Source organism: Rhizobium sp. NPDC090279 (assembly GCF_044769665.1).
In the GTDB taxonomy this organism is placed as follows: domain Bacteria; phylum Pseudomonadota; class Alphaproteobacteria; order Rhizobiales; family Rhizobiaceae; genus Rhizobium.
In genome coordinates this window covers 294,642-308,216 of sequence record NZ_JBIVYI010000004.1, presented here as the reverse complement: position 1 = coordinate 308,216, position 13,575 = coordinate 294,642, and the positions used below count along the sequence as shown (strand labels likewise).

The 13,575-nt window shown below is 60.5% G+C and carries 12 protein-coding genes; 9 read left to right on the top strand and 3 right to left on the bottom strand.

Annotated features, from left to right (window positions below; all coding sequences use genetic code 11):
* Positions 1-77 precede the first annotated feature (77 nt).
* On the top strand, positions 78-1,340 hold the full coding sequence (locus ACIQWP_RS12160) for an NAD(P)/FAD-dependent oxidoreductase (protein ID WP_402786960.1): 1,263 nt from the start codon (positions 78-80) through the stop codon (positions 1,338-1,340).
* Between the two features lie 56 nt (positions 1,341-1,396).
* Here ACIQWP_RS12160 and ACIQWP_RS12155 read toward each other — a convergent pair whose 3' ends face one another.
* On the bottom strand, positions 1,397-2,440 hold the full coding sequence (locus ACIQWP_RS12155) for an NAD(P)-dependent alcohol dehydrogenase (protein ID WP_402786957.1): 1,044 nt from the start codon (positions 2,438-2,440) through the stop codon (positions 1,397-1,399).
* 199 nt (positions 2,441-2,639) lie between these two features.
* Here ACIQWP_RS12155 and ACIQWP_RS12150 point away from each other — a divergent pair, with 199 nt between their 5' ends.
* The 4 genes from ACIQWP_RS12150 to ACIQWP_RS12135 all read left to right on the top strand — a co-directional run bounded on the left by ACIQWP_RS12150 (position 2,640) and on the right by ACIQWP_RS12135 (position 6,340).
* Positions 2,640-3,551, top strand: coding sequence for an AraC family transcriptional regulator N-terminal domain-containing protein (locus ACIQWP_RS12150; protein ID WP_402786954.1), 912 nt, complete (start codon positions 2,640-2,642; stop codon positions 3,549-3,551).
* A gap of 199 nt (positions 3,552-3,750) precedes the next feature.
* Positions 3,751-4,401 carry a TetR/AcrR family transcriptional regulator C-terminal domain-containing protein gene (locus ACIQWP_RS12145; protein ID WP_402786951.1) on the top strand — a complete coding sequence of 217 codons (651 nt, stop codon included), beginning with the start codon at positions 3,751-3,753 and terminating at the stop codon, positions 4,399-4,401.
* A 44-nt stretch (positions 4,402-4,445) separates the two neighbouring features.
* The gene (ilvC, locus tag ACIQWP_RS12140) at positions 4,446-5,465 is read left to right on the top strand and encodes a ketol-acid reductoisomerase (RefSeq protein ID WP_402786948.1); all 1,020 of its coding nucleotides are present in this window, start codon (positions 4,446-4,448) and stop codon (positions 5,463-5,465) included.
* Positions 5,466-5,584: 119 nt separating this feature from the next.
* Positions 5,585-6,340, top strand: coding sequence for a hypothetical protein (locus ACIQWP_RS12135; RefSeq protein ID WP_402786945.1), 756 nt, complete (start codon positions 5,585-5,587; stop codon positions 6,338-6,340).
* A gap of 104 nt (positions 6,341-6,444) precedes the next feature.
* Here ACIQWP_RS12135 and ACIQWP_RS12130 read toward each other — a convergent pair whose 3' ends face one another.
* On the bottom strand, positions 6,445-7,032 hold the full coding sequence (locus tag ACIQWP_RS12130) for a class I SAM-dependent methyltransferase (RefSeq protein WP_402786942.1): 588 nt from the start codon (positions 7,030-7,032) through the stop codon (positions 6,445-6,447).
* Between the two features lie 158 nt (positions 7,033-7,190).
* Here ACIQWP_RS12130 and ACIQWP_RS12125 point away from each other — a divergent pair, with 158 nt between their 5' ends.
* Entirely contained in the window at positions 7,191-8,420 is a 1,230-nt protein-coding gene (locus ACIQWP_RS12125) for a PLP-dependent aminotransferase family protein (protein WP_402786939.1), read from the top strand.
* A 159-nt stretch (positions 8,421-8,579) separates the two neighbouring features.
* Here ACIQWP_RS12125 and ACIQWP_RS12120 read toward each other — a convergent pair whose 3' ends face one another.
* Positions 8,580-9,638 (bottom strand): aldo/keto reductase, encoded by a 1,059-nt coding sequence (locus ACIQWP_RS12120; protein ID WP_402786936.1) that lies wholly within the window; start codon positions 9,636-9,638, stop codon positions 8,580-8,582.
* Positions 9,639-9,810: 172 nt separating this feature from the next.
* On the opposite strand from ACIQWP_RS12120, the gene ACIQWP_RS12115 reads away from it, so the two are divergent.
* From ACIQWP_RS12115 to ACIQWP_RS12105, 3 genes are read left to right on the top strand one after another with little or no spacing between them, the layout of a single operon-like run.
* Entirely contained in the window at positions 9,811-10,791 is a 981-nt protein-coding gene (locus tag ACIQWP_RS12115) for an ABC transporter substrate-binding protein (protein ID WP_402786933.1), read from the top strand.
* Positions 10,792-10,808: 17 nt separating this feature from the next.
* Complete coding sequence (locus ACIQWP_RS12110) at positions 10,809-12,503, top strand: ABC transporter permease (protein WP_402786930.1); 1,695 nt, start codon at positions 10,809-10,811, stop codon at positions 12,501-12,503.
* The gene (locus ACIQWP_RS12105) at positions 12,491-13,522 is read left to right on the top strand and encodes an ABC transporter ATP-binding protein (protein ID WP_402786927.1); all 1,032 of its coding nucleotides are present in this window, start codon (positions 12,491-12,493) and stop codon (positions 13,520-13,522) included. The genes ACIQWP_RS12110 and ACIQWP_RS12105 overlap by 13 nt, the downstream gene beginning before the upstream one ends.
* Positions 13,523-13,575 lie beyond the last annotated feature (53 nt).

Below are 13,575 nucleotides of genomic sequence, written 5' to 3'. Positions count from 1 at the left end.
GCCATGCATAAAAGATGATTGCCGCTCATCCTCCGCAACTCTACGTTTCGCGGTAACCGTAGATATGAGGTGTCGCCATGCAGGATCATCATGTTGTCGTTGTCGGGGGCGGTTTCGGCGGGTTGCAGCTCGCCAACGATCTGAAGGGCGCCCCCGTCCGCATCACGCTGATCGACCGGCGCAATCATCATCTGTTTCAGCCGCTTCTTTATCAGGTCGCCACGACCCTGCTTGCGACATCCGAGATCGCCTGGCCGATCCGCAGCTTCTTCAGGGACCGGCCTGAAGTGACGACGCTGCTTGCGGAGGTTGTCGGCGTTGACAGCGAGGCACGCGAAGTCCTTCTCAAGAATGGGCAAAAGATTGGCTACGACACGCTGGTGCTGGCGACCGGCGCCACCCACGCCTATTTCGGTCATGACGAATGGGAGCCGGTGGCGCCCGGCCTGAAAACGCTGGAGGATGCGACGACCATCCGCCGCCGCGTGTTGCTGGCCTTTGAGCAGGCGGAGCTGGAAACCGATCCTGCCGTTCGCGAGGCGCTTCTGACCTTCGTGATCGTCGGCGCCGGTCCCACGGGTGTTGAGCTTGCCGGCATCATTTCGGAGCTGGCAAGGACGACATTGCCAAAGGAATTCCGCAATATCGACACCCGCAAGGCGAAGATCATGCTCGTGGAGGCGGGTCCACGGGTGCTTCCGGCTTTCGCGGAGGAGCTGTCCGACTACGCGCGCAAGGAGCTGGAGCTGCTGGGCGTCGATGTTCGCTTCGGAAAGCCCGTCACTTCCTGCTCGGCCGAAGGGGTTATGATCGGCGATGCCTTCGTGCCTTGCCGCACCATCGTCTGGGCAGCGGGTGTCGAGGCATCGCCGGCGGCAAAATGGCTGGATATCCCGGCCGACCGCGCCGGCCGCGCCATCGTCGACAAGGAACTGCGAGCGCCTGGCAGGGAAGATATCTTCATCATCGGCGATACGGCGGCCGTCGTGCGCGACAATGGCAGCGCCGTGCCGGGGATCGCTCCGGCTGCCAAGCAGCAGGGCGCCTACGTTGCCAAGGTAATCAAGGCGAAACTCGCGGGCAGGCCGGCGCCGGGACCGTTCCACTATCGTCATCAAGGCAGCCTCGCGACGATCGGCAAGAGCGCCGCCATCATCGATTTCGGCTGGCTGAAGCTCAAGGGATGGATGGCCTGGTGGATCTGGGGTCTTGCCCACATCTACTTCCTGATCGGCGTGCGCTGGCGCATCGCGGTCGCCTGGAGCTGGCTGTGGATCTATATCAGCCGGCAGCACAGCGCCCGGCTGATCACGCAGAGGGAAACCATGCATGAGGATTGAAAAAAGGGCAGCCACTGCGGCTGCCCTTTTCCGTGTCAGCGGTTGCTTCGCATAGCTTACGCCAGCGAAGCGATATCGATGACGAAGCGGTAGCGGACGTCGCTCTTCAGCACGCGCTCATAGGCTTCGTTGATGTCCTGAATGCTGATCTTCTCGATCTCGGAGACGATGTTGTGCTCGCCGCAGAAGTCGAGCATTTCCTGGGTTTCCTTGATCGAACCGATCATGGAACCGGAGAGGCTGCGGCGACCGGGGATGAGCGAGAAGGCATGGACCGGAACGGCATGTTCGGGAACGCCGAGCAGCACCATGCTGCCATCATACTTCAGCAGGTTGAGATAGGCGTTCCAGTCGATGGCGGTGCCGACCGTGTTGAGGATGAGGTCGAAGCTGCCGGCGAGCTTGGTGAAGGTTTCGGCGTCGCTCGTCGCGTAGTAGTGGTCGGCGCCGAGCTTGAGGCCGTCTTCCTTCTTCGACAGCGACTGGCTGAGAACCGTCACTTCGGCGCCCATGGCATGCGCGAGCTTGACGCCCATGTGGCCGAGGCCGCCCATGCCGACGATCGCAACCTTCTTGCCGGGGCCGGCGTTCCAGTGGCGCAGCGGCGAATAGAGCGTGATGCCGGCGCAAAGCAGCGGCGCGCCCGCATCAAGCGGAATGTTCTCCGGGAAGGAGAGGACATAGCCTTCCTTGACGACGATGGAGTCGGAATAGCCGCCGAAAGTCGGCGTCTTGCCGTCGGCTTCGACGTCGTTGTAGGTCTGGACGAGGCCGGGCATGTAATGCTCGTAGTCCAGATCGCGCGTGGCGCAGGTCGTGCAGGAATCGACGAAGCAGCCGACGCCGACGCGGTCGCCGACCTTGAACTTCGTTACCTTCGAGCCGACCGCAGTGACGATGCCGGCAACTTCGTGGCCCGGAACCATCGGGTACTTGGAGAAGCCCCATTCGTTGCGGGCCTGGTGGATATCGGAATGGCAGACGCCGCAGTATTTCACAGAGATGGCGACGTCGTCGTCATTCGGTTCGCGGCGCTCGAACGTGAAGGGAACGAGCGGCTTGGACGCGTCGGTTGCTGCATAACCCTTTGCGATAGGCATGGGAGTATCCTTGATCTTGGGACGGGTTGGGAGTGGAATTGAGACGCTGCACTATGCAACGGGACGGAGCCACAGCGATAGAGCGATCCTGCAAGCTTTGTGTACGATCCTGCGAATCTAATTCAGCGTCGGCCCTTTCGCTGTCGGGGGCGGTGACCTAGATAAGGCCAGACAAGGCCTCGAAAACAGATGGTTGCGCATGACACTGCCTTTCAACCCCAACCAGGAACTCGCGTCCATCGTTGCCCGTTTCGCCACGGGGGATGGAGAGCATCGCACGGCCATAGAGGGTCTCAACCTTTACCGGCAGTCGGCCGTGACCGTATGGCAACACGGGGCGTATCGGCCATCCTTCGCGGTCGTCGTTCAGGGGCGCAAAAGCCTGACGGTCGGCGCCGATACCTACCATTACGGCGTCGGCGAATATATTCTGATGGCTGTCGACCTGCCCGTGTCGACACAGGTCACCAATGTCCAAAGCGAAACGCCCTATCTCTGCTTCGGCATGGTGCTCGAAAGCGAACGGCTGAATGAGCTGCTGTCGCGCGTCAACATTCCGCGCCAGGCTGTGACGGCGGAACCCATGCGCGGGCTCGCGGTCAATACGGCATCGCCAGAATTGCTTGATGCTTCATTGCGACTGCTCAGATTGCTCGATCGGCCCGACGATATTCCGGCCATGGCGCCATTAATCGAGCAGGAGATCCTTTATCGCCTGCTGACAGGGCCGAACGGCCCTCGGCTGCTGCAGGTCGCTATGGCCGAGAGCCAGAGCAACAGAGTTGCGCGCGCGGTTGCCTGGATACGCGGCAATTTCACTCAACCGCTACGCATCGAGGACTTGGCCGAGCGCGTCGGCATGAGCGTGTCTTCTCTGCACCATCATTTCAAGGCGGTGACTGCGATGTCGCCGATGCAGTATCAGAAGCAGCTTCGGCTGCACGAAGCGCGGCGGCTGATGATCGTCGAGCAGCTCGATGTGGGTTCGGCCGGCCATCGCGTCGGCTATCAGAGCCCTTCGCAGTTCAGCCGCGAATATAGCCGCCTTTACGGTCTTCCGCCGCTAAGGGATGTCGAGGCGATGCGCAGCAACGCTGTCGCGGCCGAATAGGTTCCGCTCATGGGCGCGCCACAATTGCCGCCGTTCCAAGTGTAGTTGGGGATGGCGTCTTGCGGTTCCATTCGCGTAATGAGCGCGCGCGGAATTTTTTGGCGCAGTGCAGCAACGAATTCCGCTTGACGGCTGCTTTGGTGTGCTGCATAACGCGCCACGAACCGTACCGTACGGTACGCATTTGGGAGTGGCCATCGTGCTGAGCGAAGTAGGACAGTCGAGCGAGTTTTCGCCGCGCCAGAACGCGGTTCTGGAACAGGCGCTGCGTCTGCTCGTCGACGGCGGCGAAAAAGCGCTGACGACCTCGGGTGTCGCCCGCGCCGCCAATTGCTCCAAGGAAAGTCTTTACAAGTGGTTCGGCGACCGCGACGGCTTGCTTTCCGCGATGATTACCTACCAGGCCAGCAAAGTCCGCACCTTCGAGCGCAATGGCGAGCGGCTGACGGTGTCGAGCCTGCATGATCATCTCGTCGTCTTCGCTCGCGATTTGCTCGAGGTTCTGGCCGGCGATGTTTCTCTCGCATTGAACCGCCTGGCGATCGGCCAGTCGAACCGCGACGGCTCCAAGCTCGGTAAATTGCTGCTAGAGCGCGGCCGCCGGCAGATCGACCGCCGCGCTATCGGTCTCATCGAAGCCGGCAAGCGGGCAGGGCTGTTGCGCTTTGCCGATGCCGACGAGGCATATCACACGCTTTACGGGCTCATCGTTTCCGATCTGCATGTCCGCATGCTGCTCGGCGAGCCCGGTTTAAGGGATACGAGCCATCAGGCGGAGAAGGCGGTCACCGCCTTCCTCCGGCTTTACGGCACGGAAAAGGTATTGGCGGAAGCAGTAGCGACCGTCTGACAGTTCGAAATCTATACCCAGACAAGCAAAGGGAAGGACCAACAATGCGCGTCTATTACGATCGTGATGCCGATCTCAACCTCATCAAGTCGAAGAAGGTCGCCGTCATCGGCTATGGTGCCCAGGGCCGCGCTCATGCGCTGAACCTGAAGGACAGCGGCGCACAGAATGTTGTGATCGCGCTGAAGGTCGGCTCCCCGACCGTCAAGAAGGCTGAAGCCGATGGCTTCAAGGTCGTAACCGTTGCCGAAGCTGCCGCCTGGGCCGACCTGATGATGATGGCGACCCCGGACGAACTGCAGGCCGACATCTACAAGGCCGAAATCGCTCCGAACATCCGTGATGGCGCCGCGATCGCTTTCGCACACGGCCTCAACGTTCACTTCGGCCTCATCGAGCCGAAGGCTTCGGTCGACGTCGTCATGATCGCTCCGAAGGGTCCGGGCCATACGGTTCGCGGCGAATACCAGAAGGGCGGCGGCGTTCCCTGCCTCGTTGCCGTTCACCAGAACGCTTCCGGCAATGCGCTTGAACTCGCTCTCTCCTACGCCTGCGGCGTTGGCGGCGGCCGTTCGGGCATCATCGAAACCAACTTCCGCGAAGAGTGCGAAACCGACCTCTTCGGCGAACAGGTCGTTCTGTGCGGCGGTCTCGTCGAGCTCATCCGCGCCGGTTTCGAAACCCTGGTCGAAGCCGGTTACGCACCGGAAATGGCCTATTTCGAGTGCCTGCACGAAGTGAAGCTCATCGTCGACCTGATCTATGAAGGCGGTATCGCCAACATGAACTACTCGATCTCGAACACGGCCGAGTGGGGCGAATACGTCTCCGGCCCGCGCATCATCACCGCCGAAACCAAGGCTGAAATGAAGCGCGTCCTCAAGGACATCCAGACCGGCAAGTTCACCTCCGAGTGGATGCAGGAATACCGTTCGGGCGCTGCCCGCTTCAAGGGCATCCGCCGCAACAACGACAGCCACCAGATCGAAGAAGTCGGCGCCAAGCTGCGCGGCATGATGCCCTGGATCGGCAAGAACAAGCTGGTCGACAAGGCCGTCAACTAAGCTTTTCGAGACATCGAAGCATTGAGTACGGGCCGAGGAGGGAAACTTCCTCGGCCTTACATTTTCTACGGTCTAGTCTGCACTGGCGAGCCATTCGCGAATTCGCTATAGAGTTGTATATGAGCGCGAATGAAACCAATTTGGCCCGAGCGGCTAGCAAGCTCCAAGGGTGCTGGTACGCGGCCTATGCAGCGTTTGCTGAATATCCATCTCGTGAAATTCTGCATGCATCGCCACTACGCGATGCGGAGAAGATCTTGCGCAAATTGAGTTCCGCACCGCTGGCGAAACTCAGTGGAGATGCTCTAGGCGGCTATGCCATGAGTGCTATGACCACCGTTGGGGATGTCGACGACTATAGGCATTATCTGCCGCGCATTCTGCAGCACGCTCTTTTGACACCAGGTGAACCCGGTTTTGATCCGCTGATGATCCTTTCGAAGCTGGAATATGCCAACTGGTGTCAGTGGCCGGCATCGGAACGCCTCGCAGTCGGGAACGTTTTTCATGCGTCGTGGGTTTATGCGCGGTTGCAACATCCCGATGAACTCGATGCGATGAATTGGTTCATGTGCGCAATTCGTCTCGAAAAGGATATCAATTCCGTTTTGGACTTATGGTTGTCCAATCTGACACCGAATTCTGCCCTGCAACTCGCCGATGTCATCAGTCAGTCGGACGGGCTGCCTTGTGGTCGCTCTTTTTGGAAAGACCTTGATTTAGCAACCAGGCGGACGATCCTCGGTTGGCTTTGCGGCGATGGATTGCAAGCTGCCATAATGGCAGTTGTCGACGATATAGCCGATGAGGATAGGTGGCGCATCGATTCCATTGGGGCTGCTTTGGCCCCTTTGCGTGCGATGCCCTACAGTTAACTCGGGTTTGGAGTAGCTGGCAGGGCAGGTTTCGCCTGGGTCAACGGAGCCAGCGCCACTCGGCCTGGATACGATGAGAGCAACAACTAAGGTCAAGCCGCCTTCTATTTATGCGCGCTGACGTAAAGCCACTTCGTCGGCTTGCCATCGAAACCGCCGCCGTCAGCTTCGGTCATCGCTATGTCTCTCCAGCCGCCTTCATTCAGCATAGCCGTCAGCCATTCGGCCGAAGGGTAATTGTAGTAGCGGCCGAGCGTGTCGTGTCCTTCCGCATCGCCCGCCTTGAAACTGCTATGGAAGATGCCTCCGTCTTTCAAAGCGCGCAGAATCCGGTCGAGGATACTCGGTAGGTCGGATCGCGGTACGTGAAGGAGGCTAGCTTCCGCCCATATGCCGTCGAAAGCAGCGCTGGCGTCGAGCGTCTCGAACCGCATGATCCGGACGGGTCGGCCGATCAGCTTTTCAGCCTCATTGGCGAGTTCTGCCGAACCGTCTGTCGGTGTGATGTCGAAGCCGCGCGAGAGCATGTAGGCGGCATCCTGACCGGCGCCGCATCCCAGTTCCAGGATAGACGCGTCGGCGGGAAGGGCGGCGAGAAAGGCATCGAGCCTCGCTCTGGGAAGGTTGCGGTCGCGCGCTGCGTAGACGCTGGCATTGTCGGCGTAGAACGATGATGTCGGATCAGTGCTCATGATCTCATTTGTCTCTGCTACTTGGGTTCCGCAGCCCATACCTATCAGGAAAAATAGCGATTCTCAGGCGCGTAGAAAACAAATTAGGTCAGTATTGTTGACTTATCTTTTGTTGCGTGATCTTGTGTCAGAAAGACCAAAAATTACGAGGAAGCCCCATGTTGAATTGGGAAAATATCTTTGCGACGCGTTCGAGCCGTATGCGCGCCTCCGAAATCCGTGAGTTGCTGAAGCTGTTGGAGCGGCCGGATATCATCTCGTTTGCCGGTGGCATTCCCGATCCCGCATTGTTTCCGGATGCGGAATTCAAGCAGGCTTATGCCGATATCTTCTCCGGCCCGACCGTTAACGCGGCGCTGCAATATTCGGTCAGCGAAGGCTACAAGCCGTTGCGCGAATGGCTGGTTGGACAGATGGGCGCGCTCGGCATTCCCTGCGAACTCGAAAACGTCTTCATCGTCTCTGGTTCGCAGCAGGGGCTCGACTATCTCGGCAAGCTCTTCCTGTCGCCGAACGATACGGCGCTTGTGACAGCTCCGACCTATCTCGGCGCGCTGCAGGCCTTCAACGCCTATGAGCCGACCTACGACCAGCTGACGCCGAATGGCAACCGCACGCCGGATTCCTATCGTGCCGCGGCCACGCAGGCAGGCGGGAGGGTAAAGTTTGCCTATCTCTCGGCCGATTTTGCCAATCCGACGGGTGAGACCGTCGATCTGGATGCTCGCGAAAAGCTCATCGATCTTACCGACGAACTCGATATCGCTCTGATCGAGGATGCGGCGTATCAATCGCTACGCTATGACGGTGAGGCGATCCCGCCGATCCTGGCGCGGGAGATCGCGCGCAAGGGTCATATCAACGACACGCGCACAATCTATTGCGGCAGCTTTTCCAAGACGTTGGCGCCGGGTCTTCGCGTCGGCTTCGTCGTCGCCAATGCGCCCGTCATCCGCAAACTGGTATTGATGAAACAGGCTGCAGACCTGCATTCCTCGACCATCAACCAGATCGCCATCCATCAGGTTGCCGAACGCGGTTTCGATGCGCAGGTCGCCAAGGTTCGCAAGACCTACAGCCACCGTCGCGACTGTATGCTGGCGGCGCTCGCCAAATACATGCCTGATGGCGTAAGCTGGACGAAGCCGCAGGGCGGCATGTTCGTGTGGATCACGCTGCCGAAGGGCATGGATGGGGCGAAGCTGCTGGCAAGGTCGCTGGAAACGGCGAAGGTCGCTTTCGTTCCCGGTCAGGCCTTCTTTGCAGACGGTACCGGCGCGAATACGTTCCGCGTCAGCTTCTCCTGCGCCAATGACGAGATGATCGAAGAAGGCATCTCACGGCTTGGCAAGTTGATATCAGGCGAGATCGGGGCATTGGCGGCTTGATTTACCTTCTCCCCGGCGGGGAGAAGGATGCGCTCCTGAGCTTGTCGAAGGGGCGCTGGTTGAGGGGGCGTTGTACCGTTGTGGTGGGCACTGACTATGCCGCGCCGCGCCCTCATCCGCCCTTTGGGCACCTTCTCCCCGTGGGGGAGAAGGAGTTTCTTACTTCGTCAGATGCGGGCCGATCAGCGACAGGTCGGCTTCACCAAGCCGGTCGCTCGCCGTGTTGCGCTGGTGCCAGTAGGGATACATCAGCGGCGGCAGGCTGACATCGTCGAGCCGTTTGCGCTCTTCATCGGTCAGCTTCAGTTCAGCGCTGGCGAGGTTATCCTTGAACTGCGCCTTCGTGCGGCCGCCGATGATGACCGAGGTCACGCCCTTGCGGCCGATGAGCCAGGCAAGAGCCACCTGTGCTGCCGATACACCGCGGCCATCGGCAATTTCCACCAGCGTATCGACGATATTCCAGAGGCGGTTTTCGTCGCGGATCGGCGGTTCCGTCCAGCCGGCGAACTGGCGCGTGCCTTCAGGTGTTGCCTGATTGCGGCGGTGCTTGCCCGACAGGAGGCCGCCGGCAATGGGACTCCAGACGAGGATGCCGAGACCCTGGTCGATGCTGATGGGCACCAGCTCGTTTTCCGCGTCGCGGGCTTCCAGCGTGTAGTGGATCTGCTGGCTGACGAAACGTTCGCGCTTCTCGCGCTCGCTGACACCAAGCGCCTTCATGATGTGCCAGCCGGAAAAATTCGAGCAGCCGATATAGCGGACCTTGCCCTGGCGCACCAAAGTGTCGAGCGCTTCCATCGTTTCTTCCAGCGGCGTCTGTCCGTCCCATTCATGCAGCTGGTAGAGGTCGATCACGTCAGTCTTCATGCGCTTCAGGCTCGCTTCGCAGGCCTGGATGAGATGCTGGCGCGAGGAGCCGACATCGTTGACGCCGGAACCCATCGGGAAGCGCGCCTTGGTGGCGATCAGCACGCCGTTCTTGCGCGGTCCACCGATGATCTCGCCGAGGATTTCCTCGGATGCGCCCTGCGAGTAGACATCGGCCGTATCGAGCAGGTTAACGCCGGCATCGACGCACATGTCGACGAGCTTTTTGGCGTCCTTGACGCCGAGATCGCCGACGGTCTTGGCCCAGCCGACTCCGCCGAAGGTCATGGTGCCCATGGTGATGGTGGAAACTTTCAGGCCGGAGCGGCCAAGCAGGCGATATTCCATAAATAAATCCTCCCAAATCCCATCTGAAATTCGTCCGTCAGGAAATAGTGCAGGGAGCAGACGGTCAAGGTCTAATCATCATACCAACCGAATCCTATTCAAATTCCACTGTCACAATCATGTTAAGCCGCGCGTCTAGAGAACCCTCCTACAACCCAGCCGAGGATATTTCATGAAGACCTTTGTTTCCGCCTTTGCCGGCCTCTTGGCCATCGCTCTTTTCTCCGGTACTGCCAACGCCGCCGATCTCGTCCTCTATACCAGTCAGCCGAATGCCGATGCGCAGGCGACCGTCGATGGCTTCATGGCCGCCAATCCGGGCATCAAGGTCGATTGGGTTCGCGACGGCACGCCGCAGATCATCGCCAAGCTGCAGGCGGAAATGCAGGCCGGTGCTCCGGTTGCCGACGTGCTGCTGATCGCCGATACGGTGACGCTGGAACGCCTGAAGGAAGCCGGCAAGTTGCTCGCCTACAAGTCGCCGGAAGCTGCGAATTACGATGCGTCGCTCTATGACGCCGATGGCTATTATTACTCCACCAAGCTGATCACGACCGGCATCGTCTACAACACGGCCGCCGCGATGAAGCCGGCAAGCTGGCAGGACCTGGTCAAGCCTGAAGCCAAGGGTCTGGTCGCCATGCCGAGCCCGCTTGCTTCGGGTGCCGCGCTTATTCACGCACAGACGCTCGCCGGCGTCGGCAGCCTCGGCTGGGACTACTACAAGAACCTCGCCGACAATGGCGCTATCGCTTCGGGCGGCAACGGTGCGGTGCTCAAGGCCGTCGCTTCCGGCGAGAAGGCCTATGGCATGATCGTCGATTACATGCCGATCCGAGAAAAGGCCAAGGGCGCTCCGCTGGAGTTCGTGTTCCCGAAGGAGGGCGTTTCCGCGGTGACGGAACCGGTCGGCATTCTCGCCGGCACCCAGCACGCTGATGCCGCCAAGAAGTTCGTCGATTACGTTTTGTCCGAAAAGGGCCAGGAGGGCTTCCTGAAGCTCGGCTATATTCCGGCTCGCAACGGCACGCCGTTGCCGGAAGGTTTCCCGGCGCGTGACAGCATCAAGCTTTTGCCGTTGAATGCCGCCGTTGCCCTGAAGAACACGGATCAAGACCTGAAGACCTTCTCCACCTACTTCAAGTCGAAGTAATCCAGCCCGGATTTGAAATGTACGGATATGTGCGTAAGGGAAACAGCCAGCCGGCCTGGCTGTTTCCTTTTGTTGTTGCCGTCGTGCTGCTGCTCAGCGTCCTGCCGCTGGCGCGGCTGGCGATGGTTGGCATCGAGGCGCTGCTGCGAGGCGGCACCTATGAACTCATCACCGATCCCGCGCTTTGGCGCTCGACCTGGTACACGATCGAAACGGCTGTGCTCGGCACGATCATTTCCGTGGCGCTCGGCTGCCTCTTCGCGTTTCTGCTGACCTTGACCGACATGCCGGGCAGGGGGCCGCTCGGCTTTCTCTTCGTGCTGCCGATGATGATCCCGCCGCAGGTGACGGCGCTTGCCTGGGTGCAGATGTCCGGCCCGTCGAGCCCACTTTTGAAGGCGCTGCATATTGCGCCGCCGCTCGGCTCTCCGCAGCCGCTCTATTCCATCGGCGGCATCGCGCTTCTCTACGGCGTACAGCACGCGCCGCTCGTCTATCTGGCGCTGAGGGCCGGATTGATGGCGCTGCCGCGCGACGGCGTCGAGGCGGCTCGGCTTTCGGGTGCATCCGGCCTGCGCGTCTTCCGCGATATCATCCTGCCCTTGTCTCTGCCCGGTATTATCGCGGGTGCCGCGATTGCCTTCGTCTCGTCCATCGGCAATTTCGGCATACCAGCGATCCTCGGGATACCCGCCTCGATCTATACGCTGTCGACGCTGATCTTCACGAAATTTTCCAGTTTCGGCCCACGCACCTTCGGCGATATCGCCGTGCTGTCGACGATGATCGCCGTCATTGCCGTTGCCGGGCTTGCCGTACAGGGCAGGGCCTTGAAGGGGCGCGACTATCGCGTCATCGGCATCTCCGGCGCGACAGCCGCCTTTTCGCTCGGGCGCTGGCGCTATCTTGCCTTGCCGGTACTCTGCGCCATCCTGTTCGTCATGCTTGTCGCGCCCTTCCTGGCGCTGGTCGCCGGGGCGCTGGTGCCCACCTATGGGGTGCCGCTCACGTTCAAGACGGCTTCGCTCAATGCGTTCGTGGAGATCCTGTTTCGGCAGAGCATAACGCGCACCGCCTTTTCCAATTCGCTGTTCCTCGCGAGCATGACGGCACTCGGTCTCCTGCTGGTGACCGTGCTTGCTGCCTACGCGCTGACCCGGCGGAAAGACATGCTGAGCCGCATTGTCGGCGGCATGATCGAGATCCCGTATTCGCTGCCGGGCATCATCATCGCCGTCTGCTTCATCCTGGTGTTCGCGGCGCCGCTGCCGATCCTCAACGTCACGCTTTACGGCACGATCTGGATCATTCTGCTTGCTTATTTCTCTGCCTATTTCGCGGTCAGCCTGAAGCCGGTCATGAGCGCCTTCCTGCAGCTCGATCCGGCGCTGGAGGAGGCGGCGCGACTTTCCGGTGCCGGCTTCTTCCGCCGGCTTGCCGATATCATCGTACCACTGATCGCGCCGGCGGCCGGCGCGTCGGTGATCCTTGTCTTCCTCATCGCCTGCAATGAGCTGACCGTTTCGGCGCTGCTTTGGTCGGCCGGTACGCAGACGCTTGGCGTCGTCATCTACAATCTCGACGATGGCGGCAGCGCCGATCTAGCCTCCGCCATGTCCGTTATCGTCATCGCCATGGTCGTTACCATGATGCTGCTATTGGAAATCATGGCCAAGCGCCTGCCGAAGGGAGTGGTGCCTTGGCGAAGCTGATCCTCAATCACATCAGCAAGGATTTCGGCACGGGCGGGCGCGCTGCGGTCAACGCCTTGTCGCTCGACGTTCGTGAAGGCGGCTTCCTGGCACTGCTCGGCCCCTCAGGCTGCGGCAAGACGACCGTGCTTAGAATGATCGCCGGCTTTGAGCAGCCGACGGATGGCTCCATTCATCTCGGCGAGCGGCTGCTGGCGGATGCGGCGACCATGCTGCCGCCGGAACGGCGCAACATGGCGATGGTGTTCCAGTCCTACGCGCTCTGGCCGCATATGAACGTGGCGGACAATGTCGGTTATCCGCTCAGGGTGCGCGGCATCTCCGGCGAGCGTTATCGCGAGAAAGTGCGCGAGGCATTGGTGACCGTGCGGCTTGGCGACTATGCCGAACGTCGGCCCGCCGATCTCTCCGGTGGCCAGCGCCAGCGCGTAGCGCTTGCTCGCTGCCTGGTGACATCTCCCGACGTCGTGCTGCTCGACGAGCCGCTTGCCAACCTCGACCGCCACTTGAAGAAAGAGATGGAAGAGACGTTCCGAGAATTCCATCAGCGTTCGGGCGCCACCATGGTCTATGTCACGCACGACCAGAGCGAGGCGATGGCGCTCGCGACCGATGTTGCCGTCATGTCCGAGGGGCGGCTTCTGCAGGTTGCGCCACCGGCGGAGATCTATGCACGCCCCGAAGGCAGAATGGTCGGCGGGCTTGTCGGGCAGGGCGCTATCCTGTCGCTCGCTTTTCCCGATGGCGGGCCACGACGTATCGATGGGTCGTCGTTCCGGGGCCTTTGGGAAAACCGGGCGGACGGTTCGTCGGTTGCAGATATCCTCGTGCGGCCTGAAGATGTGCTTGCCGACGCTGAGGGCATTTCCTGCAAGGTCGAGTCTGTTCTCTATGAGGGGGAGCGCTACGCGATGCGGCTGTCGATGCCGGATGGGCAGGTGCTGCGTGCCTATAGTCGCGAGGCGGTCTCCGCGGGTGATGACTATCTCGTCGCCATTCGCTCGGCCTGGCGGCTTTGATCGGGTTGGGGACAAGATGGTTGTTCCCCGTCGTCTCCTATGCTTGATTTATT